Origin of the sequence: Citrobacter sp. H12-3-2 (assembly GCF_009649895.1) — a bacterium.
GTDB classification, from domain to species: domain Bacteria; phylum Pseudomonadota; class Gammaproteobacteria; order Enterobacterales; family Enterobacteriaceae; genus Citrobacter; species Citrobacter portucalensis.
In genome coordinates, this window is record NZ_CP045837.1 from 2,376,530 (window position 1) to 2,399,065 (window position 22,536).

At 51.1% G+C, this 22,536-nt stretch carries 18 protein-coding genes; 17 read left to right on the top strand and 1 reads right to left on the bottom strand.

The window, feature by feature from the left end; all coding sequences use genetic code 11:
* The first annotated feature begins 7 nt into the window (after positions 1-7).
* The 8 genes from GHC22_RS11395 (at position 8) to GHC22_RS11430 (ending at position 6,320) form a co-directional block, all read left to right on the top strand.
* Positions 8-334 carry a YdbL family protein gene (locus tag GHC22_RS11395; RefSeq protein WP_153753981.1) on the top strand — a complete coding sequence of 109 codons (327 nt, stop codon included), beginning with the start codon at positions 8-10 and terminating at the stop codon, positions 332-334.
* A 107-nt stretch (positions 335-441) separates the two neighbouring features.
* On the top strand, positions 442-1,047 hold the full coding sequence (locus GHC22_RS11400) for a CDP-alcohol phosphatidyltransferase family protein (RefSeq protein ID WP_103285275.1): 606 nt from the start codon (positions 442-444) through the stop codon (positions 1,045-1,047).
* A complete protein-coding gene (locus GHC22_RS11405; RefSeq protein ID WP_103285274.1) occupies positions 1,044-1,961 on the top strand; it encodes a phosphatidate cytidylyltransferase in 918 nt (305 codons plus the stop codon). The genes GHC22_RS11400 and GHC22_RS11405 overlap by 4 nt, the downstream gene beginning before the upstream one ends.
* Before the next feature lie 3 nt (positions 1,962-1,964).
* Positions 1,965-2,606: a 1-acyl-sn-glycerol-3-phosphate acyltransferase gene (locus tag GHC22_RS11410; RefSeq protein WP_153752975.1), complete on the top strand. Its 642-nt coding sequence runs from the start codon at positions 1,965-1,967 to the stop codon at positions 2,604-2,606.
* On the top strand, positions 2,599-4,359 hold the full coding sequence (locus GHC22_RS11415) for a bifunctional alpha/beta hydrolase/class I SAM-dependent methyltransferase (protein ID WP_153752977.1): 1,761 nt from the start codon (positions 2,599-2,601) through the stop codon (positions 4,357-4,359). Before GHC22_RS11410 ends, GHC22_RS11415 begins: the two co-directional genes overlap by 8 nt.
* Positions 4,349-5,653, top strand: coding sequence for a phosphatase PAP2/dual specificity phosphatase family protein (locus tag GHC22_RS11420; RefSeq protein WP_228553257.1), 1,305 nt, complete (start codon positions 4,349-4,351; stop codon positions 5,651-5,653). The genes GHC22_RS11415 and GHC22_RS11420 overlap by 11 nt, the downstream gene beginning before the upstream one ends.
* The gene (locus GHC22_RS11425) at positions 5,629-6,030 is read left to right on the top strand and encodes a hypothetical protein (protein ID WP_153752979.1); all 402 of its coding nucleotides are present in this window, start codon (positions 5,629-5,631) and stop codon (positions 6,028-6,030) included. Before GHC22_RS11420 ends, GHC22_RS11425 begins: the two co-directional genes overlap by 25 nt.
* Before the next feature lie 98 nt (positions 6,031-6,128).
* Entirely contained in the window at positions 6,129-6,320 is a 192-nt protein-coding gene (locus GHC22_RS11430) for a hypothetical protein (protein ID WP_008784880.1), read from the top strand.
* A gap of 43 nt (positions 6,321-6,363) precedes the next feature.
* Here GHC22_RS11430 and azoR read toward each other — a convergent pair whose 3' ends face one another.
* Positions 6,364-6,969, bottom strand: coding sequence for an FMN-dependent NADH-azoreductase (gene azoR, locus GHC22_RS11435; protein WP_003020341.1), 606 nt, complete (start codon positions 6,967-6,969; stop codon positions 6,364-6,366).
* 201 nt (positions 6,970-7,170) lie between these two features.
* Between azoR and hrpA the strand changes: the two genes are divergently transcribed.
* The 9 genes from hrpA (at position 7,171) to GHC22_RS11480 (ending at position 22,515) form a co-directional block, all read left to right on the top strand.
* Positions 7,171-11,073, top strand: a complete 3,903-nt coding sequence (gene hrpA / locus GHC22_RS11440; protein ID WP_032943558.1) for an ATP-dependent RNA helicase HrpA — start codon at positions 7,171-7,173, stop codon at positions 11,071-11,073.
* Between the two features lie 476 nt (positions 11,074-11,549).
* Positions 11,550-13,505: a type VI secretion system tip protein VgrG gene (tssI, locus tag GHC22_RS11445; protein ID WP_153752981.1), complete on the top strand. Its 1,956-nt coding sequence runs from the start codon at positions 11,550-11,552 to the stop codon at positions 13,503-13,505.
* Positions 13,506-13,507: 2 nt separating this feature from the next.
* A complete protein-coding gene (locus GHC22_RS11450) occupies positions 13,508-14,341 on the top strand; it encodes a DUF4123 domain-containing protein (protein WP_153752983.1) in 834 nt (277 codons plus the stop codon).
* Entirely contained in the window at positions 14,332-15,945 is a 1,614-nt protein-coding gene (locus tag GHC22_RS11455) for a hypothetical protein (protein ID WP_153752984.1), read from the top strand. The genes GHC22_RS11450 and GHC22_RS11455 overlap by 10 nt, the downstream gene beginning before the upstream one ends.
* Before the next feature lie 8 nt (positions 15,946-15,953).
* Complete coding sequence (locus GHC22_RS11460) at positions 15,954-16,895, top strand: hypothetical protein (protein WP_153752986.1); 942 nt, start codon at positions 15,954-15,956, stop codon at positions 16,893-16,895.
* A 123-nt stretch (positions 16,896-17,018) separates the two neighbouring features.
* Positions 17,019-17,303 (top strand): type VI secretion system PAAR protein, encoded by a 285-nt coding sequence (locus GHC22_RS11465; RefSeq protein WP_153752988.1) that lies wholly within the window; start codon positions 17,019-17,021, stop codon positions 17,301-17,303.
* A 64-nt stretch (positions 17,304-17,367) separates the two neighbouring features.
* Positions 17,368-17,748 carry a DcrB-related protein gene (locus GHC22_RS11470; RefSeq protein ID WP_153752990.1) on the top strand — a complete coding sequence of 127 codons (381 nt, stop codon included), beginning with the start codon at positions 17,368-17,370 and terminating at the stop codon, positions 17,746-17,748.
* Between the two features lie 23 nt (positions 17,749-17,771).
* Entirely contained in the window at positions 17,772-22,205 is a 4,434-nt protein-coding gene (locus GHC22_RS11475) for an RHS repeat-associated core domain-containing protein (protein ID WP_153752992.1), read from the top strand.
* Complete coding sequence (locus tag GHC22_RS11480) at positions 22,198-22,515, top strand: hypothetical protein (RefSeq protein WP_228553259.1); 318 nt, start codon at positions 22,198-22,200, stop codon at positions 22,513-22,515. The genes GHC22_RS11475 and GHC22_RS11480 overlap by 8 nt, the downstream gene beginning before the upstream one ends.
* Positions 22,516-22,536 lie beyond the last annotated feature (21 nt).

The window sequence follows — 22,536 nt, forward strand, 5'->3', positions numbered from 1 at the left end:
GGTCATGATGAGAAAACAGTTTGCAGTGGCGCTGGTCGTCCTGAGTTTACTCAGTAGCAATGCGTGGGCATTGACCCTGAATGAAGCCAGAACTCAGGGGCGAGCAGGGGAAACGCTCAATGGCTATCTGGTTGCATTGCAAACCGATGCCGAAACGCAGGCACTGGTGAGTGAGATTAATAAAGCGCGCCACGCCAGCTATCAGCAACTGGCTGAGAGCAATAATATTCCGCCAGATGAAGTGGCAAAAATGGCTGGACAAAAGCTGGTTGCTCGCGCTAAACCGGGTGAATACGTCCAGGGTATAAATGGTAAGTGGCTGAAAAAACAATAGAGTATTTTTATATGCTCGATTTATTTAGTTACTCCCATAAAAAGTAATAGGCGGCAACGATTAATTAATCCACTATATTTAAATCAACAAATTATCAAGGAGTGATGATGACGCTTTATCAGATAAAGCCCGCCTTTCAGGCGCTTTTGCGGCCTCTCATGTTCTGGTTACATAAAAAAGGCGTCACAGCGAATCACGTTACTCTTGCCGCGATGGTGCTTTCTTTTGTGACCGGTGCAGTGCTGGTTATTTTCCCCCAACCTGAATTTTTTGTTCTCCTGCCCATCGTGTTGTTCATACGGATGGCGCTCAATGCACTGGACGGCATGTTGGCCCGGGAATGCAACCAACAATCGCGACTTGGGGCCATTCTTAATGAAATCGGAGACATTCTTTCCGACATTGCGCTTTACCTGCCGTTTATGCTGCTCCCCGACAGTAACGTATTACTGGTTTTGGTGATGCTGTTATGTGCGGTGATGACGGAGTTTTGCGGCGTCCTGGCACAAACGATTAATGGCGTCCGCAGCTATGCCGGACCGCTGGGTAAAAGCGACAGAGCGTTGGTATTTGGCGCGTGGGGTCTGGCGCTGGCGCTGTGGCCGCAGGTTGCGCAGTGGAACAATGTGCTCTGGGGTATTGCTACGCTCTTACTGCTATGGACGGTGATTAATCGCTGTAAAAGTGCATTGCGTGAAGAGGCCGTGAAATGATGCTTTTAGAGAGGTCTCTCGCGGTCATTTTTGCGCTGCTGTTGGTTGCAACGGTGGTGAATGGATTACTGGTGTGGCGACGACCGGGCAAAGACTGGCGGGAACTGACGTTGCGCATTCGCACCTGGTGGGTAATCATCGTCTTGTTTTCTCTGGCTATTTTAAGTCCACACTGGCTAGCGTTAACCTTTTTTGCGCTGGTGAGTTTTATGGCGCTAAAGGAATTTTTGACGCTGGCGCCGTCGCGCCAAACCGATCGCATGCCGCTGTTGTGGATGTTCATCGCTATTCCGATTAACTACTGGCTGATTGGCATCAACTGGTACGGCATGTTTGTCGTTTTTATCCCGGTCTATGCATTCTTATTCTTACCTGTTCGTATGGTGATTGCGGGTGATACGCAGGGCTTCTTACGTTTTGCCTCGCAGCATCACTGGAGCCTGATGACCACCGTATTTGCGTTCAGCCATGTCGCGTTTTTGCTGGTACTGCCTGATGATGGCAAACAAACCGGCGCATTGCTGGTGCTCTTCCTGGTAGGTTTAACAGAATTCAACGATATTGCGCAGTACCTGTGGGGAAAATCGATTGGGCGTATGAAGGTTATGCCTAAGGTTAGCCCTAACAAGACGCTGGCGGGATTGATCGGCGGCGTGGCAACGACTACGCTGATGGCGGCACTGCTTGGGCCTGTGATGACGCCATTAAACTTACCGCTGTCGCTGCTGGCGGGTTTTATTATCGGTCTCAGCGGTTTTTGTGGCGATGTGGTGATGTCGGCAATAAAACGTGATATCGGCGTGAAGGACAGCGGAACACTGTTGCCAGGCCACGGCGGTATTCTTGATCGACTGGATTCTCTGATCTTCACCGCCCCCGTTTTTTTCCACTTCATCCGCTACTTTTGCTACTAACTTATGATGAGCTCAATTTTGCGAACGCTGTTTACGCTTTGCATTGTCTGGCCAGTGATATGGCTGTGGCTTGGGCTGCGTATCAGGCATCGGGATCGTCTGCCCATTCGAGGCCCGGCGATTATTGTCGCTAATCACAACAGCCATATGGACGTGTTTGCACTCCTTTCGCTCTTTCCGCTGCGCCGCCAGGCGTCCATTCATCCGGTGGCTGCTGCTGATTATTTCCTGCGTAATAAGGCGATGGCCTGGTTTGCGCTGAATATTCTCAACATTATTCCCATTTCGCGTAAGGGCGGAGAAACCAATCCGCTGGCGCAGTGTGAACAGGCATTACGCGACGGCAAGATCCTAATCCTCTTCCCTGAAGGGACGCGCGGTGAGCCGGGAAAACTGTCACCGCTGAAATCCGGGTTATGGCATCTGAGCCAGCGAGTGCCGGACGTGCCGATTATTCCCGTCTGGCTACGTGGGACGGAACACGTAATGGCTAAAGGGAATCGTATACCGCTGCCGTTGTTTATTGACGTCAATATTGGCAGAGCATTGCGTTTTCATGATGATAAACACCGCTTCATGGACGAATTCAGGCAGCAGCTGTTGCTGCTACAGCAACAAACCACAGGAATGCAGCCACATGAATAATATACGCGTGCCAGACGAGCGACATTTTTTGACCAGCGATAACACCGTGCTGTTTTATCGTCACTGGCCTGCGCCTGCGCCAGGCATGACACCCAAAGTGATTGTTCTGTTCCATCGTGGACACGAACATTCCGGGCGGCTGCAGCATATTGTGGATGAACTGGCGATGCCAGACACCGTATTTTATGCCTGGGATGCACGTGGTCACGGGCACTCGCCGGGTCAGCGTGGTTATAGCCCCTCGCTTGCGCGCTCGGTGCAGGATGTTGAAGAATTCGTACGTTTCGCCGCAGCAGACAGCCAGGCCGCAATGGAAGATGTGGTCGTCGTAGCCCAAAGCGTAGGCGCGGTACTGGCTGCAACCTGGGCACATGACTATGCGCCTGATATTCGTGGACTGGTGCTGGCGTCACCGGCTTTCAAAGTAAAATTGTATGTGCCGTTTGCCCGCCAGGGGCTAACGTTACTGCACCGGCTACGTGGCCTGTTTTTCGTTAATTCTTATGTTAAAGGCAAATACCTGACGCACGATGTTGATCGCGTGGCCAGCTTTAGCCTTGATACTCAGATCACCCGTGCCATTGCGGTGAACATCCTGTTGGATCTCTACAAAACGGCAGAGCGAATTGTCAGCGATGCCGCTGCTATTACGTTACCTGTGCAGTTGCTGGTGTCCGGGGATGATTTTGTTGTGCATCGCCAGCCGCAGATTGATTTTTATCAGCGCCTGAGGAATCCCCTGAAAGAATTGCACGTGCTGCCGGGTTTTTACCACGACACGTTGGGTGAAAAAGATCGGTACCTGGCATTCGATAAAATGCGCGATTTTATTACGACGCTCTATGCTACGCCGGTGCAGCGTTTTGATTACGGTAACGAAGACCGCTGGAGCCCGGGTGCGGATACCTGGCGGATGCTCAATGGCGGACCTGCGCCGTATTCTCTTGAAGATCTTGCGTACCGCGGTTTGCGCTATGGCATGAAGCTTCTGGGGACGCAATCTACGGGTGTACGTCTGGGGTTTGACACCGGTTTTGATTCCGGCAGTATGCTGGATTATGTCTATCGCAACCAGCCTCAGGGTAGCAGTGCGCTGGGGCGTTTAATTGACAAGAACTACCTGAACAATGTCGGCTGGCAGGGGATCCGCCAGCGTAAGGTTCATTTGCAGATGCTGATTAGCCAGGCAGTCGCTCAGTTGGCGGAGCAGGGCACGCCGGTGCATGTGGTGGATATTGCTGCCGGACATGGACGCTATGTACTCGATGCGCTGGAAGGCGAACCGGCGGTAAGTTCAATTTTATTGCGCGATTACAGTGAGCTGAACGTGAATAAAGGTCGCGAAATGATCGCCAGCAGAGGCATGACTGACATTGCGCACTTTGAACAAGGGGATGCCTTCAACCGCGAACAATTGGCAGCGCTGGAACCTTGTCCCACATTAGGGATTGTCTCCGGTTTGTACGAACTCTTTCCTGACAACACGCTGGTCAAAAACTCTTTGGCCGGGTTGGCAGAGGCGATAGCGCCGGGGGGCGTGTTGATCTATACCGGGCAACCCTGGCATCCACAGCTAAAAACGATCGCCTGGTCGCTGACCAGCCATAAAGATGGTAAAGCGTGGGTGATGCGCGTGCGTACGCAGGGGGAAATGGATGCGCTGGTTCGTGACGCGGGCTTTGAGAAGTGTACACAGCTGATTGATGAATGGGGTATCTTCACCGTTTCTATGGCGGTGCGTCGTGCCTCCTGAGCAGCGTAAAGTCATGGTGCAGGCAGCAGGTTGGTTACTGCTGCTGGCACCGTTTTTTTTCCTTACGTATGGCAAGGTAAATCAGTTTACCGCCTGGCAAGATGCGCAATATCAGAACGTAGGAAGTATCGTTTTTGACTGGGAGTCGGCCATTCCTTTTATTCCGTGGACCATTCTTCCTTATTGGAGCCTGGATCTGTTTTACGGATTATCTCTGTTTGTTTGCACCACGCGTTTCGAACAGCGTCGACTGGTGCTCCGGCTGGTACTGGCATCGGTGATTGCCTGCGGTGGTTTTTTACTGTTTCCGTTGCAGTTTAGTTTTACGCGTCCCGAGGTGACGGGGGCGGCGGGTTGGCTGTTTGCGCAACTGGAGCAGTTCGATCTGCCTTATAACCAGTCGCCATCACTGCATATTATTCTCTGCTGGCTGCTGTGGCGGCATTTCAGTCGCTATCTGTCAGGCGGTTGGCGCAGGCTCTTTGATAGCTGGTTTTTGCTGATTGCTATCTCTGTTCTTACCACCTGGCAACACCATTTTATCGATATTATTACCGGACTGGCAGCAGGAATGCTGATTGACTGGATGGTTCCGGAACAACGCCGCTGGCGCTGGTGTAAACCGGATGCAGCGCGCATGAGGTTGATGCAGCGATACCTGACAGGGGCGGCAGTATGCTTCATTTCTGCAGTGTTGCTGACGCCATGGTTGTTATGGCCTGCGCTGGCGTTGTTGATCGCCGGGTGCGGCTATGCTGGATTCGGTGCAGCAACGACGGCGAAAGATTCGCATGGCCGACTCCCTCCCGCTGTTTACTGGCTGTCATTGCCGTGGCGAGCAGGAATGTGGCTGTCGATGCGTTGGTTTACCCGCCGTTTGCCTGCGGTAAGTTCGGTGGCACCTGGCGTGTATCTCGGTAGTTTTCCGCGCCAGGAGCCAGCACAACATGCGGTACTTGACGTGACCTTTGAGTTTCCTCGTGGACGGGCGACTGCCTTGCGAACGTATCACTGCGTACCAATGCTGGATTTAGTGATCCCGAATGAAACTGAACTTCAGCAGGCGGTGAGCAGTCTGGAGACCCTGCGTGAGACACAGGGCACGGTGCTGGTGCACTGTGCTTTAGGACTATCGCGTAGTGCGATGGTGATTGCGGCGTGGCTGTTGCGCCATGGCCATGCAACCACGGTAGAGCAGGCCGTGGCACAGATCCGTGCGTGCCGCCCACAGGTGGTGCTGACTGATAAACATCTGGAGATGCTGCAACAATGGCAACGGAAAGTGACAACGTAACAGATAGTGAGGCGCTTCGGCATGACTTGTTGCGAAACACGCTGGCAAGCTGGCGCTTCATCCTGCTTTTTTCCCTCCCGCCGATGGTGTGGGTGCTCTTTGTCGCACCGCCAGGCGTCCTGCGTGCCATTATCGCGCTGCTGTGCGCCATTGTCTGGTTTGGCTGCTGGCGATTATGGCTCGATGAGCGCTATTTTTCGCTAATCACTGCACATAACAATGTGCAGGCAGGCGATGCGCTGTGCTTTATCTGGCGTCGTGAGCGACTGAAAACGCTAACGTTGGCCGAGCGCCAGTCCGGCGCATTGCAACAGTGTTGGCATACGCTCTGCCTGGCAGCTATTCTGTGGGCTGTCTGGCTGGTACTGCTTGTGTAGCATTCATCTGGATTATTCATCGACATCGCAATAGTTGCCACACGGCATAAAATGGATGCTGGTATAGTCCAACACCGGTCGCGTCGTGGGATGAAATCATGTGGCTTCTCAAGTGGTATGTCTGGAATCGTTGGGTATTCAAGCTGTTAAGCCGGGATGTCGCGGAGCCTGAACAATTTTTGCTTCATTGCTGGGAAGAGAATCTGGCGAAATGCAGGGATTATGCAACCATCTGGCGTGATATCAATCGCATTCACGGCAAACAGATACAAATGCAGGGAAAGAAGTAAGTGTCGGAGAAACCCTCCCACCGGATGGTGAGAGGGGGAATTATCAGGCAGCTACCACGCTGTCGATAGCGGCTTTCGCATCGGACTGTGCTTTAGACGCCACTTCCGGGCCGTAAGCAATACCTTCAGCAAAGACGACATTCACGTCGGTGATGCCGATAAAGCCCAGGAATACGTTCAGGTACGGCGTGATCAGGTCGGTTGGTGTGTCTTTATGGATACCACCACGGCTGGTCAGCACCACCGCGCGTTTACCTGTCACCAGACCTTCCGGGCCTTTCTCGGTATAACGGAAAGTCACACCTGCACGGGCAATCAGGTCAAAGTAGTTTTTCAGCTGCGTTGGGATGTTGAAGTTGTACATCGGCGCGGCGATAACAATCACATCATGCGCTTTCAGCTCAGCAATCAGCTCATCGGACAGCGCCAGCGCTTCTTGCTGACGCGGCGTCAGCGGTGTATCGCTCGGGCGCATCGCACCCACCAGTTCGCCATCCAGTACCGGTACAGGATTTGCAGCCAGGTCGCGGACAGTGATTTCATCAGCAGAGTGCTTTTCACGCCACTGTTCAACAAAATAATCAGACAACTGACCAGACTGAGAGTACCCTGCCAGAATACTGGATTTAAGAACTAATACCTTGCTCATGGGTGTTTCCTTTTATGTGTTTGAAGGGGTAGTGCCCCGTTGCTTGTTGACACTTTATTCACAATCCTGTCGCAGTGATAGCGCAATATATCGAATCCTATGTTCGAAATTATTGAACAACACATGAAAAGCGCCGATGTGGTACTCTATACCCATCATCTAAAAGAGATTTAACCCGGCAGAGCACTGCCTTTTAACGCTATGACAGAACAACAAAAATTAACCTTCAACATGTTGCAGCAACAGCTGGACTCACTGATGCTACGTGACAGACAGCGTTTTGCCCGCCGCCTGCACGGTGTGAAGAAGGTTAAAAATCCTGATGCACAACAGGCCATTTACCAGGAGATGGCGAAAGAGATTGAACTGGCAGCCGGTAAAGTTGTGCTGCGTGAAGCTGCGCGTCCGGAAATCCGCTACCCGGAAAACCTGCCCGTCAGCCAGAAAAAACAGGATATTCTGGAGGCTATTCGCGACCATCAGGTGGTGATTGTCGCCGGTGAGACCGGTTCGGGGAAAACCACCCAGTTACCCAAAATATGTATGGAACTGGGGCGCGGGGTAAAAGGGCTGATAGGCCATACCCAGCCGCGTCGTCTGGCGGCGCGCACCGTGGCGAACCGTATTGCGGAAGAGCTGCAGACCGAGCCGGGCGGCTGTATCGGTTATAAGGTTCGTTTCAGCGATCATGTCAGTGATAACACCATGGTCAAGCTGATGACGGACGGTATCCTGCTGGCAGAAATCCAACAGGATCGGCTGCTAATGCAGTACGACACCATTATCATCGATGAAGCGCATGAACGCAGTCTGAATATCGATTTTCTGCTCGGCTATCTGAAAGAACTTCTACCGCGTCGCCCGGATCTAAAAATTATCATCACTTCGGCGACCATCGATCCTGAACGTTTTTCAAAGCATTTCAATAACGCGCCGATTATCGAAGTCTCCGGCCGAACGTATCCGGTGGAAGTGCGCTATCGTCCAATTGTTGAAGATGCAGATGACACTGAGCGTGACCAACTGCAGGCAATTTTTGATGCCGTAGATGAACTGGGGCGTGAAGGGCCTGGCGACATTCTGATCTTCATGAGCGGCGAACGTGAAATTCGCGATACCGCCGATGCGCTGAATAAGCTGGATTTGCGCCATACCGAAGTGCTACCGCTGTATGCGCGTCTTTCAAACAGCGAACAGAACCGCGTGTTCCAGTCGCACAGCGGTCGCCGTATCGTGCTGGCGACCAACGTGGCGGAAACGTCGCTGACCGTTCCGGGAATCAAATACGTAATTGACCCGGGCACCGCGCGTATCAGCCGTTACAGTTACCGCACCAAAGTTCAGCGCTTGCCGATTGAACCGGTGTCGCAGGCTTCTGCTAACCAGCGTAAAGGTCGCTGCGGTCGTGTTTCGGAAGGGATCTGTATTCGTCTGTATTCCGAAGACGATTTCCTGTCGCGCCCGGAGTTTACCGACCCGGAGATCCTGCGTACCAACCTGGCATCCGTTATTTTGCAGATGACCGCGTTGGGGCTGGGCGATATCGCGGCGTTCCCGTTTGTTGAAGCGCCGGATAAGCGCAATATTCAGGACGGTGTACGCCTGCTCGAAGAGTTGGGGGCGATAACCACCGACGAACAGGCAACTGCATACAAGTTAACGCCGTTGGGCCGTCAGCTGTCGCAACTTCCGGTAGACCCACGGCTGGCGCGAATGGTGCTGGAAGCACAAAAACATGGTTGTGTGCGCGAAGCGATGATCATCACCTCAGCGCTGTCCATTCAGGATCCGCGCGAGCGCCCGATGGACAAGCAGCAAGCTTCCGACGAGAAGCACCGCCGCTTCCATGACAAAGAGTCTGATTTTCTTGCATTTGTGAACCTGTGGAACTATCTCGGCGAGCAGCAAAAAGCGCTGTCGTCAAACCAGTTCCGTCGCCAGTGCAAACTTGATTTTCTGAACTACCTGCGCGTGCGTGAGTGGCAGGATATCTACACGCAACTGCGCCAGGTGGTGAAAGAGTTGGGTATTCCGGTCAACAGCGAACCCGCTGAATATCGGGAGATCCACGTCGCGTTGCTGACCGGTTTACTGTCGCACATCGGGATGAAAGATACCGATAAACAGGAGTTTACCGGGGCGCGTAACGCTCGCTTCTCGATCTTCCCGGGTTCAGGTTTGTTCAAAAAACCGCCGAAGTGGACGATGGTCGCCGAGCTGGTGGAAACCAGCCGCCTGTGGGGACGTATTGCCGCGCGTATCGATCCCGAATGGGTGGAACCGGTAGCCCAGCATCTGATCAAACGTTCATACAGTGAACCGCACTGGGAACGCGCGCAGGGTGCTGTGATGGCGACAGAAAAAGTCACTGTCTACGGCTTACCGATTGTTGCGGCCCGTAAGGTAAATTACAGCCAGATCGATCCCGCGTTGTCGCGTGAACTGTTCATTCGTCATGCGCTGGTGGAAGGCGACTGGCAAACGCGCCATGCGTTTTTCCGTGACAATCTGAAGTTACGGGCTGAAGTGGAAGAGTTAGAACACAAATCACGCCGTCGCGACATTCTGGTCGATGATGAGACGCTGTTTGAGTTTTACGACCAGCGTATTAGCCATGATGTGGTTTCTGCCCGCCACTTCGATAGCTGGTGGAAGAAAGTCTCCCGCGAGACCCCGGACCTGCTCAACTTTGAAAAGAGCATGCTCATCAAAGAGGGCGCGGAGAAAATCAGTAAGCTGGATTATCCGAACTTCTGGCATCAGGGTAACCTTAAGCTGCGCCTGAGCTACCAGTTCGAACCTGGAGCCGATGCGGACGGTGTGACCGTACATATTCCACTCCCGCTGCTTAATCAGATCGAAGAGAGCGGTTTTGAATGGCAAATCCCGGGGCTGCGCCGCGAACTGGTGATCGCCCTGATTAAGTCGTTGCCAAAACCGGTACGACGCAACTTTGTGCCCGCGCCGAACTATGCGGAAGCGTTTTTAGGCCGCGTCACACCGCTGGAACTGCCGCTGCTGGACTCGCTGGAGCGTGAACTGCGCCGAATGACCGGCGTTACCGTTGACCGTGAAGACTGGCACTGGGATCAGGTGCCCGATCACCTAAAAATCACCTTCCGGGTGGTGGATGATAAAAATAAGAAGCTACAGGAAGGACGTTCGCTGCAAGATTTGAAGGATGCGCTGAAGGGTAAAGTTCAGGAAACATTGTCTGCGGTGGCTGATGACGGCATCGAACAGAGTGGGTTGCACATCTGGAGCTTCGGTCAGCTTCCGGAAAGTTACGAACAAAAACGCGGTAACTATAAGGTCAAAGCATGGCCAGCGCTGGTGGATGAGCGTGACAGCGTCGCCATCAAACTGTTTGATAACCCACTGGAGCAACAGCAGGCGATGTGGTGTGGTTTACGCCGCCTGTTGCTGCTGAATATTCCTTCGCCAATCAAATACTTGCACGAGAAGCTGCCCAATAAAGCCAAGCTGGGGCTGTACTTTAACCCATACGGTAAAGTTCTGGATTTGATTGACGACTGTATCTCCTGCGGTGTGGATCAGTTAATTGACGCCAACGGCGGTCCGGTGTGGACTGAAGAAGGCTTTACCGCGCTGCATGAGAAAGTGCGGGCTGAACTGAACGATACGGTGGTGGAGATTGCGAAGCAGGTCGAACAGATCCTGACCGCAGTGTTTAATATCAACAAACGTCTGAAAGGGCGCGTGGATATGACCATGGCGCTGGGTCTTGCGGATATCAAATCGCAAATGGGCGGACTGGTGTATCGCGGGTTTGTTACCGGCAATGGTTTCAAACGCTTGGGCGATACGTTGCGTTATTTGCAGGCTATTGAAAAACGTCTGGAAAAACTGGCTATCGACCCGCACCGTGACCGTGCACAGATGCTGAAAGTGGACAGTGTGCAGCAGGCCTGGCAGCAGTGGTTCAATAAACTGCCTCCCGCGCGCCGTCAAGATGCCGATGTCAAAGAGATCCGCTGGATGATAGAAGAGCTGCGCGTCAGCTATTTTGCCCAGCAGCTTGGTACGCCGTATCCGATCTCCGATAAACGTATTCTGCAGGCGATGGAGCAGATTAGCGGCTGATTACGTTATACATTTTCTTGCTCTTTAATAAACCCGGTTAGCATAAGCGCCGGGTTTATTTATGAATTCTGAAAATAATACGGAGTATGTTGAATAAAATATAATAAGAGTATGCTGCCAGGGTGCAGATAGATAATCATGGTGTGGCGGTAGCATTGTATATATAGATGGCATTTATTCATATAATTAATATTGTTTCCTTTTGTTCTGTGAATCCGATTTTTAAAAGTCTGTATTGCAATGATTTCATTGATTCAGTGAATGAAAAGATTGTGTTTTTATAATTATAATCAACGTCATTATGTAACGTAATCTATATGTTTTTTAATAATTCATTAAGTTGTTTTTTAAATATTCTCATGATGAATTTATTCGGGTTGCATATAAAAAGGTTAACACTCGAAATAGTAAATAAAAATCACTCACAATAGCTTTCGATATGAGTGTGTTTACTGCTTTATCCCAGGAGTTTCTTTATGTCTACAGGATTACGTTTCACACTGGAGGTGGACGGCCTGCCACCGGATGCGCTGGCCGTGGCGTCCTTTCACCTGGAGCAGTCCCTTTCCTCGTTGTTCACCCTCAATATTTCGCTGGTCAGCCAGCAGCTTCTCAGCATTGATTTCTCTCAGGTACTGGAAAAAACAGCCCATCTTAAAATCTGGCAGGGCACGGAGATACAGCGCCGGGTGAACGGTATTGTGACCTGGTTTGAGCAGGGGGAAAACGACGGACATCAGATGCTGTACAGCATGATTGTCCGGCCACCGGTGTGGCGTGCAGCCCTGCGGCAGAACTCCCGTATTTTTCAGAATGAGGACATTAAAAGCATTCTGGGGACGATATTGCAGGAAAACGGGGTGACGGACTGGAGTCCGCTGTTCAGTGAGGCGCATCCGGCACGGGAATTCTGCGTGCAGTACGGTGAAACGGATTATGACTTTCTGGCGCGGATGGCGGCGGAGGAAGGACTGTTCTTCTACGAAGAGCACTCGCCTGACAGCGACGACCAGAGTCTGGTGCTGTGTGACACGGTGCGCTTTCTGCCGGAGGCGTTTGACATCCCGTGGAACCCGAATACCCGGACCGAAGTGAGCACGCCGTGCATCAGCCAGTTCCGCCACAGCGCACAGATACGCCCCTCTTCTGTCATTGGCAAGGACTACACCTTTAAACGCCCCGGCTGGGCGGGCCGCTTTGAGCAGCAGGGGCAGAACCAGGATTATCAGCGTACACAGTATGAAGTGTTTGATTATCCGGGGCGCTTCAAGGACGGCCACGGACAGAACTTCGCCCGCTGGCAGGTGGAGGGCTGGCGCAATAATGCCGAAGAGGCGCAGGGAAAAAGCCGCTCGCCGGCAATATGGCCAGGACGGCGCATTCAGCTGACGGAGCATCCGCAGGCGGGCCTGAACCGGGAATGGCAGGTGGTGAGCAGCGATTTGCAGGGGAAACAACCGCAGGCGGTGGCGGGGCGTTCCGGTTCAGGGACCACCCTTGAGAATGATTTTACGGTGATACCGGCGGACAGGACGTGGCGACCCCGGCCAATGGAAAAGCCGTCAGTGGACGGCCCGCAGTCAGCTACTGTTACCGGCCCTGAGGGGGAGGAAATCTTCTGTGACGAACATGGCCGGGTGCGGGTGAAGTTTAACTGGGACCGGTATAACCCGGCGAACCAGGACAGCTCGTGCTGGATACGGGTGGTGCAGGCGTGGGCGGGACCGGGGTTCGGCAACCTGGCGATACCGCGGGTGGGACAGGAGGTGATAGTGGACTTCCTGAACGGGGACCCTGACCAGCCAATCATCATGGGGCGGACGTACCATGCGGATAACCCGCCGCCGGGCGGTCTGCCGGGGACGAAGACGCAGATGACCATCCGCTCGAAAACCTATAAAGGTAGCGGGTATAACGAGCTGATGTTCGAGGATAAAACAGGTCAGGAACTGTTGTCGATGCATGCACAGAAAAACATGCAGGTAAAGGTGCTCAACAGCCAGGACGTGCGGGTTGATTATGATCGCATGGTGAGCATTGGTCATGATGAATCCCTCGCTGTGGCAAATGATAGAAAAGTGACGGTGGAGGGGAAACAGGATCACAAAACAACTAAAGACCATGTGAGTCTGGTGGAAGGTAATTGTGGTTTAGAAGTGAAAGGCGATTTGGCCCAAAAAGTGGCGGGTACGCTGGGTATCAGTGTTCATGGGGATATTGTTCTACAGAGTGACAGCAAAATCAGCCTGCGCGTAGGTGGTTCTTTTATTGTGATACATGCAGGTGGCGTTGATGTCAGGGGGCCGAAGATAAACCTCAATGGCGGTGGTTGCCCAGGAGAAGTCATTCTGCCCATGCGTCCGGCCATTTTGAAGGCTGCAGCAGGAGAAGGAACCATGTTTGTGGCTCATTGTCCGATGGATGAGGAATAACAATGTTTCCAGTTCGTTACGCTATTATTGATGGCGCTGTTGTGGAAGATCTTATGGATTTTCTTTCCGGATACAATCCACCACATGCCTGTCTGTATTCAGAACCCCTTCAGCCTGAATTAGTCGGGCTTGCACCCTATTTGCTCGAAGTAACATCAGAAGTCGAGAAGTGGCTGCAATGGAATACCTGCCCGTGGGGTATATATCTGACAACGAAAGCAACGATGCGAGCATTGCGACAACATCTCAGAAAGTATTTGCAAGTCCTTCTTCCGAATGAAACCAAACCGGTGATATTCCGTTTTTATGATCCTCGCAATATTTGGGATTTCCTGAGCGTATTATCTGACTGGGAAAAACATCTTTTCCTTGGCGATATCAGTCGAATAGAGACAGTTTATCGGCTACAACAGGATGTGTCTTTTACAAAACTTCATGAAAGGTATCCTGCAGCGCAAACCATAAAACCGAAGCTGATGTCTATTAGTAAAGAACAATATTCGTTATTAGAAGTTATCTTTGAACGCCGATATGTTATAGAGTTGGCTGAAACAATGAGAACTGTATCCACGTCTATAAACAATGTTTCTATTACCTGGGTAGGGGAGTTATTTAATTACCTTCGTAATTTATGGATCACAGACCGAAGAAGTATAGATGAATTAGCAAAATTATTTACCAGAGAGCATATTTTTAACTTGGATAATATTCCTCACGATTACAAAAAGATTTTGGAGGGGACGACGCACCCGGGCCATTATCGTGCAGAGCAGTTACTATTAAGTATTAACGGGGTAATTCCTGCATGGAAAAGGAATGTTCTATCATGCCAATAAGTCTTACAGCGGGTTCACCAAAATGTAACTGCAAAAATCCAGATACTTGTACACATGCCCTGAAAATCAAAACAACAGTTCCAGACGAAACGTATGAATATAAGCAAGGCGAGTCTTTACCTGTTATCTATCTCCACGACAGGGATGCAAAAGGCGTTGATGTCATAACAACACTTACAGGAAAAACTTGTGTCAGTAGTAGTCCCGATTGTCCATCAGGTGTAATATACAACGAATACTATCTAAGTCAGCTTAAAAAAGGACAGAATAATAAGCTGAAATATTTGAGCTACGAAGAAAAACTTAAACTAACGACGGAAGGCACCAGTAATGTTAACATAAAAACACCTGGTTCTGGTTATGTTTATGGAACATTAGAATATCTTGATATAGTCACATTTCTGACTGATGTTGTATTGGAAGGTATCGACAAAATAGGTAGGACAGAATATGCCTTGCAAGTTGGAGAATGTCTGGGACAACCAATCCAGGAAATGATTTTTCCTCTTAAAACAACTGCGAATGATAGAGCAAAATACCCTATATATACCACTGTAGATACTCGTATAGTCGTATATCCAAAACTCGCCTGGGATGTCGATGTTAATATTTCTGCTTCTAAAAATGATGGCACTAAAAAGCTGACTGATGATGAACGATACGATATTGTTCAGGGCAGAGCTCAGAATGAACAGATGAGTGTCGGGAAATATGCCATCACACGGGGCGTTGCCATTGCTGGAAGCGCGTCAATTGCGGTTGGAAGCGCCAGCAAGGATTATAAAAAGACAATAGAGAAAGAGTTTACGCGTTATAAAGATAAATTATCTTTATTAAGAAATGCAGAAAAAACAATTGATACTGTCACTAATCTTTTTAGAGCGGATGACAAGAAAATACAATTACTTTCCGTTGATATAAAGTATCCATCTCTTGATATTAAGGGTAGTGGTGAGCTATTGCTCAGAAAAGATAACAAGCCATATGTCAAATGTGGTGTAGATGTTAATCTGGCTCCATTGATTGAGTTTACTATCACTCTTGACTTGATTCAGGCATTTGCTGCGTATTTTCATCAGGAGAGAAACATTGCCAGGATCAGAGAAAAAGCGCAGTCACAAGAAGGCGATGTTAATAGTGGGAAGAATGGTGCTTATGCCAAAGCTGTCCTGAACTTGATTGTAAGCGGGAATGTTAATCTCTCCTATCGTTATGCCGCTGACGAGAATAACGAATTTCACTCTGAACCTGGTGATAAAAATAAGGGCAGGATTGGCTTATCTTTAGAGTCTAAAGTTGAGGCGGGACTCAGGGTTGTGGTAGTTGAAGCATTTTTCAGTGCTGAAGCGAAAATATCAGCTGAGTGTTGCTTTGTATTAGATAAAAAACAAAAGAAAGATTTAGAGCTGATCTTCTATCATCATGGGGTTGTAATGTATGCGAAGTATAAGATAAAAGTAGACATTGGAAATGATGAGCAGGATAAAAATATCCCACCGAGTAAAAGTGAATCATCTGATGATAGTTGGGAGGAAGGCGAAGGTAAATGGACTTTATGCAAGCCAGTAAGTAAGGAAGCATCACCTTATAAAATAAATTTTTGAGGTTTCTTATGAAGAAGTTATTAGCTGCTAGTATTTTATTTGTTTCACTAAACTCTTTTGGGGGAAATGATATGAATGATGTAAGATATTCCGCTTATTTTAAAACATTAAGCAGTAGCTGTATTTTATCAATTAATGGGCTGGATTATCTTAGCACTTTACGTGGCTCAAGGACTATTAGTACAGGGACGGATATAACAGATTCTCTGGAGAATAGCACCAGTAATATCGTAGGTTTAATTTTTTTTCCCTCGGAGTCTAAAATAAAAACTGATATCTACACATGTGAAGTTAAGATCGTAAGATCGAAACCAAAAGAGCCTGATGTGGTAGTAACAAATTTTAAAGTTACATTTAATGGTGAAAACGGTCGGCCATTTAATGATCCAGAAGGCTACAAAATTAATGATATCAGCGATACTACACATAACCCTATTATCAAAGGAATATCTAACAGGATAATATTTGCTGGTGACACTAAACCTGAAGACTGGTTAACTGCCACAAGAAACATAACGGTTTCAGGTATTCCCATCTGGCAATGGACTAAAGCATCACCTCAGACTAATGATTTAACGTTAAGGAACAGATTAATTGATGCTTATAAAGACTTAATAAATGATCTTAGAGTCGGTGATCTTACTACAATAAACAGAAAATATGCAATGGCTCTGAATGAATATGCTCTGGCGGACCTCACGGACGATACTGATTTTTTCTTTGATTCTATTGGCATAGTGAATGCTGTTGAGAAAGGAAAGATAAATCCAAATCCAAATTGGGATGAATATACCTTATTGACTTATCAGAATGGCAGGGTTTTTTGTCTTGGTGCTAATAATGTTAACAGGAATTCTCCACTCGAATTTTTCAATGCTGACGGAAAGCGAATATTCTCATGGAATCCATTTTTTGCTGTTATTGATAATAAAATAGTTCTGGTTCGTTGAGTTTTAAATGGGTAATAGCCTTATAGTTCTTTATTCTGATATGTAAAAAATAGGGGTAATAGTTTTTATAGATTATCCTAGGTAAATTGGAAAGTCACTATTGCATTGTCTCCTGGAGGAAAAATGCCCATAGCCGCAAAACTCAATGATAAAGGTACCCAGCACGATGGGTACCATGAAACCGTAATTACTGCGGGCTCTCCAACAGTCTTTATTGATGGTATACCCGCCGCCCGTTTGGGCGATCCTCTGACGCCCCACGATAAGCCAAAGCATCCGGAACATCCCCGAAAAATCGCCAGTGGTTCATCAATGGTATTTATCGACAGATTGCCCGCAGCCAGAACAGGCGATGCTGTGGATTGTGGTGGCGTGATAATCGGTAGCGGAACGGTGAATATTGGATAGGGGGTCGTCGGTAATTAACTGTAAATACATTATTTATAATTTTATTTTTCGTCATTTTACTTTAATGAACCCCAGAAACTTCGGCGGTATCCGCAATACCCGCACCCACACCTCACTGGTGATCACCCGCGCAGTTATTGCCGGGGACAGGTCGTTTGATGACGAACTGGTATTCCAGTGGGCACAGGTGGCTGCACAGATCGATAACTATCAACAGACGCCACCCGTCACATTAACGTTGCCTTTATTGCCTGACTGTCCCGCCCGGGAAACGACGGCTACATATCTTCGTGAACCTTATTTTTGTTGTCAGCGCCAGCTGGCCGTACTGATGCCAGAAAGGCGGCTGCTGATGCTGACCTGCACCGCACTGAATACCTTTAGCGAAGAGGACGAACGGTTCTGGCTGCAGGTTAAAAATACGCTGGACAGGGACAGGGACTGAGATCAGACAGAGGACGTTTTGCCATGAGCAATCCGAACGCCGCCCGTCTGGGCGACGACATCATTCATACCAGTATTCTGGCCGATATACTGGGGGGAGCTTTTGAAGCGGCTATTTGCGTTGCTGTTGGGGTCGTCGTGGTTGCTGCTGCAGCCCCTCTTGCCGCCGCGGCGGCAACTGCTGCAGGCGTGTCAGCTGCGACGGTTGCGGCCGCGTCAGCCGCCGCAACAACCTGTACAGCCGCGGGCATTGTCGGAGGGCTGACCGTTTCGTTATCGGGCGCTGCTGAGGTTGTCGGCGATATTGCTCAGGGCGCGGCAAACTTTATCTCCCCCCCGTCACCGCAGGGGAAAATTGCGACAGGCTCTTTAAATGTGCAGACCAATGGTCTGCCTGCCGCCAGAGCTGCGGGGCGTCTGATGACCGCCGCCGAAAATGCCACGCGGGAAAAAATGGAGGCGGAAGAGAAGAAACGGCGGGAAGAAGAGGACGCCCGGATGTCCACAGGGATGAAAGTGCTGAACGGGGTGTCTGCACTGTTCAGCTATGGCAGCGAACTGCTGGGAGAGTTGATTAACCCTGTCGTGGCCGGGCCGTCAGGCGGAGTGGTGGAAGCTGAGCACGATGTGGTGCTATGCGAAAAACACCCACCGAATCCCATACAGTTTATGGCCGAAGGCTCTTCTCAGGTCAGTATCAATGGTCTGCCTGCTGTCCGCACCGGAGACCGGACAACCTGCGGCGGCACCGTTTCTACGGTGGTCTCTCCCAACGTCATCATCGGGGGGAAACCGGTTGTGGTTCGCCCTATTCATAGCGGCAAATCACCCGGCGTGGAAACCGCGCTGCTCGCGCTTTCCGTCCTGACGTGCCGCCCCACTAAGCTACTGAAACAGCTTCCCTGCATGATAATGGGGATGGCGGCGGCAATGCTTGCCAGTAAGATTGGCGAATCTGTGCGGGCACTGTGGAATCCGGTACATGCCGCGACGGGCGCGAAGGTTCTGAGCGGGGAAGAGGACTGTGATTTTGAGCTCCCGGCCCGTTTCCCTCTCATCTGGCAGCGCATCTACAACAGCTGTAACCCGCATGAAGGGCTCTTTGGTCGCGGCTGGCGCACCGCATTTGAAACCCGCGTGGTCAGGGAGGAGGAATACACCTGCTTCCATGATGAAGGGGGGCGTGAACTCCGTTTTGTCTGTCCCCCGCCGGGTGAGGCAGGGTTCAGTCCCGATGAAGGACTGTTATTTGCGCAGAGCGAACAGGGCATGGTGGTGATTGGTGATCTGGACGGCGCCACCTGGCGGCTCTATCTTCCGCACCCGCTAGCGCCCTCGCAGCTGCGCCTGCACCTGCTGTCGGATAATTATGGCAATGGCTTGCGGCTCCATTATGACGAACAGGATCGCCTGCAGGCGATTACCGATACCCAGGAAAGCCTGCGGGTGGTGCTGCATTATCAGGACTTACACTCCCCGCAGCGTCCGACCCGGATCACTGAGCACATGCTCACCCCGGCCCCCCCCGGTGGCGAGCCGGTTCATCGGCTACTGATGTCCTACGACTACACCCCGCAGGGGGAACTGTGCCGTGTGACCGATGCGGATGATGTCTGCCTGCGTGAATTTGATTACACCCCGGATGCCCTGATGGCAGGGCACCGGATGCCCGGCGGGGCCCGTCACCGCTATCAGTGGAAAAAGTTCAGCGACGGCTGGCGGGTGGTGGCCTATGAGTCCAGCGGAGGCGACAGCGCCACGATTGGTTATGACCTGACACAGGGCGTGACCACCGTCACCCATGGCGGTGGCGAAACGCACCGGCATGAATGGGATCATCGCTATCTGGTGGAGAAGTACACCGATGAATCCGGGCAGGTATGGGGCTATGAGTGGAACGAGGACGGGCAGCTTTCGCGTACCGTCGACCCGTTGGGTGCCAGCAGAGCATATCACTATGATAATGCGGGAAACATGATTCTGGAGACCGACCCGCTGGGCCGGGCCGTTTGTACACGCTGGCTTGAAGACCGGGCGCTGCCTGTTCAGGCCAGCGGGCCGGAGGGAAGCGTACACCAGTATTTTTATGATGCGAACTTTGGTCTGCGTGCAGAAATCAATGCACTCGGGCTGTGCTGTTATTACCGTCGTGATGAATGGGGCCAGGTCGTCGAATTCACAGATGAAAAGGGCGGCGTACAACGCTTTAGCTGTAATGAGCGTGGGCAGCTTATCAGCGTTCAGGACTGTTCCGGGAAAACAACGCAGTACCGGTACGATGCGGCTTACCGGCTGGCCGAAGAGGTGGATGCGGCCGGGGAGAGTACCCGCTATGTTTACAGCCCGGCAGGCAGGCTAAGAACGGTTTCCGGTGCCGAGGACTGGACGGCCAGCCTGTCCTGGACGGCACAGGGGCTGCCGGAAAGCTACCGGGTGGGACACAATAATCCGGTGCGCTGGCAGTATGATGCCTGTGGTCGGGTGAGCGTGGTGACTGACCCGCTGGGCCATACCGTGCGGCGTGAATATGACGCGCGCAACCGGCTGACGCGTTTGTATAACGAAAGTGGTGAGCTGTACCGGTTTATCCACGGCATAAATGGGCATCTGACGGAAGAGCGGGGTCTGGATGGTATTATCACCCGCTACGAATACGATGTCTGTGACCGGGTGGTCAGTAAAACCTGGGCGGCCGGCACGCCGGATGCGCTGACGCACCGCTGGCAGTATAACGCAGCCGGGGAAGTGACCGATAAGCAAACGCCGGATGGGCACACGGTCTACCGGTACACGACGGGAGGGACTCTGCAGGCGGCGCTGTTTTATCCGCCGGGAGCAGAGAGTCCTGCACAGCGCGTGCTGCTGGAGCATGACCTGCTCGGCCGGCTGACGGCGGAGGAGAACGACTCTGGCCGGGTGAGCTACAGCCTGGATGAACTGGGTAACCGGACATCCGTTCAGCTACCGGATGGCCGCAGCCTGAAGACGCTGTATTACGGCAGCGGTCATGCGCTGAGTATCAGTCTGGATGAGCGGCTGATTACGGAATTTACCCGTGACAACCTGCACCGGGAAATCAGTCGAACGCAGGGCGGCCTGACGACACGTACGCGTTATGACCGACTGGGGCGGCAGGCGCGCCGGGAAATCTACCGCAAAGAGAACGGGATGCGGCCGGTGGAGGCGTGGCACTGGCAGTACGACAGCCGCCACAACCTGCTGAGTGAAACGCAAATCAGCGACTACCGCTATCAGGGCTACCATTACGATGACGGTGACCACGTCTGTCGCCACGACACCAGTTTTCGTGGGGTGACGCATCATACGTACGATGTGGCGGGTAACCTGCTGACGGCGTCGCAGGCAGGGCTGTCGCTGAAGTATAACCGGCAGCCTCAGTGCGGGAATAACGCGTGCAGGTATGATGTTTACGGCCGGATGGTGCAGAAACCGGGCCCGGGAGGGATGTGGCGCTACGGTTATGACAGTGAACACCGGATGACGGAAGCGGTGCTGGACACGCCGGACGCAACCGGGGCCGGAAATCCGCGACACCGGGTGATGTTTACCTACGATCCGTTTGGGCGGCGAACAGAAAAGCGCAGCGAGGTGACGGTATCTGCGCCGGATGACGGGCGTGTCACCGGGACGCAGGAGGTGACGACCTTTGTGTGGGAAGGGTTCCGGCTACTGGCGGAGACCCGCAACGGACAGTCGCTGGTGTACGTGTACGAAGGGGCGGGGAGTTACACGCCGCTGGCGAGGGTTTACGGCACCGGAGACAAACAGCGTGTGGACTACTACCGCTGCAGCCATAACGGTATGCCGCAGGCGCTGACGGATGAGGACGGGAAACTGCACTGGCGTCAGGATGTGGAGACGTGGGGAGAAACGCGGTCGGAATACGCGGATGAAGAGGGAGGCAGGTGGCGGAAGATATGGGGTGGTGCGCCGGAAGAGAACCTGCGGTTCGCGGGTCAGTATCTGGACAGGGAAACGGGGCTTCACTACAATACATTCAGGTATTATGCGCCGGATATGGGGCGGTTTACGCAGCCGGACCCGATAGGGCTAAAAGGCGGGTTAAACCTCTATGCTTATGCGCCTAATCCGCTGACATGGATCGATCCACTTGGACTAAGTGGTGATAAAGTAAATGTATATAAAGATGCTCCGTACCATGGTACTTCTGATAATTCAGTAAAAAGCCGAGCACCAACAAATGGTCAGATAGCTTTAGATAACTCTGTTCAAGTAAAACCAACATCACCAAGACGGGTTGGTATTGATATTGTTAATAATGAAATTGTTGTATTAGATAAAACGCGAGCGTTATCAGATCAAGTGGATGAATATCATGGGCATGTTCGTGATTGGGATGCTTTGGATAACAAGCAACAATCTGCCTTGATCAAATCTGGTAAAACGACGAGAAAAGGAAAGATCTGTGGTGGCTGAAGATAAGTTACGCTTAGAAAAACTGCTTAACTCTGGTGAGCCTGAGAAAGTTACAGAGACTCTTCTTTATATTGCCTATAATATAAGTGATATAAAATGGGCCGAAGAGCAGTTAATGAGAATGGCAAATGATCCTGATAATGATATTAGTGGATTGGCTTTAACTTGCTTGGGGCACATAGCCAGAATAAATGGTACAATAAATAAAGACATAGTAATCCCATTTTTGAAAGAGAAAATTAATAATTCAAATGAGATAATATCATCGAGAGCTGAAGATGCTCTTGATGATATTAATATGTTTACCTGATTATTTTTATAAATTTTTAAA

Excerpts from the sequence above, each read along its gene's own strand:
- GHC22_RS11395 (WP_153753981.1), top strand. The coding sequence starts at position 8 with ATGAGAAAACAGTTTGCAGTGGCGCTGGTCGTCCTGAGTTTACTCAGT.
- GHC22_RS11400 (WP_103285275.1), top strand. The coding sequence starts at position 442 with ATGACGCTTTATCAGATAAAGCCCGCCTTTCAGGCGCTTTTGCGGCCT.
- GHC22_RS11405 (WP_103285274.1), top strand. The coding sequence starts at position 1,044 with ATGATGCTTTTAGAGAGGTCTCTCGCGGTCATTTTTGCGCTGCTGTTG.
- GHC22_RS11410 (WP_153752975.1), top strand. The coding sequence starts at position 1,965 with ATGATGAGCTCAATTTTGCGAACGCTGTTTACGCTTTGCATTGTCTGG.
- GHC22_RS11415 (WP_153752977.1), top strand. The coding sequence starts at position 2,599 with ATGAATAATATACGCGTGCCAGACGAGCGACATTTTTTGACCAGCGAT.
- GHC22_RS11425 (WP_153752979.1), top strand. The coding sequence starts at position 5,629 with ATGGCAACGGAAAGTGACAACGTAACAGATAGTGAGGCGCTTCGGCAT.
- GHC22_RS11430 (WP_008784880.1), top strand. The coding sequence starts at position 6,129 with ATGTGGCTTCTCAAGTGGTATGTCTGGAATCGTTGGGTATTCAAGCTG.
- azoR (WP_003020341.1), bottom strand. The coding sequence starts at position 6,969 with ATGAGCAAGGTATTAGTTCTTAAATCCAGTATTCTGGCAGGGTACTCT.
- hrpA (WP_032943558.1), top strand. The coding sequence starts at position 7,171 with ATGACAGAACAACAAAAATTAACCTTCAACATGTTGCAGCAACAGCTG.
- tssI (WP_153752981.1), top strand. The coding sequence starts at position 11,550 with ATGTCTACAGGATTACGTTTCACACTGGAGGTGGACGGCCTGCCACCG.
- GHC22_RS11450 (WP_153752983.1), top strand. The coding sequence starts at position 13,508 with ATGTTTCCAGTTCGTTACGCTATTATTGATGGCGCTGTTGTGGAAGAT.
- GHC22_RS11455 (WP_153752984.1), top strand. The coding sequence starts at position 14,332 with ATGCCAATAAGTCTTACAGCGGGTTCACCAAAATGTAACTGCAAAAAT.
- GHC22_RS11460 (WP_153752986.1), top strand. The coding sequence starts at position 15,954 with ATGAAGAAGTTATTAGCTGCTAGTATTTTATTTGTTTCACTAAACTCT.
- GHC22_RS11465 (WP_153752988.1), top strand. The coding sequence starts at position 17,019 with ATGCCCATAGCCGCAAAACTCAATGATAAAGGTACCCAGCACGATGGG.
- GHC22_RS11470 (WP_153752990.1), top strand. The coding sequence starts at position 17,368 with ATGAACCCCAGAAACTTCGGCGGTATCCGCAATACCCGCACCCACACC.
- GHC22_RS11475 (WP_153752992.1), top strand. The coding sequence starts at position 17,772 with ATGAGCAATCCGAACGCCGCCCGTCTGGGCGACGACATCATTCATACC.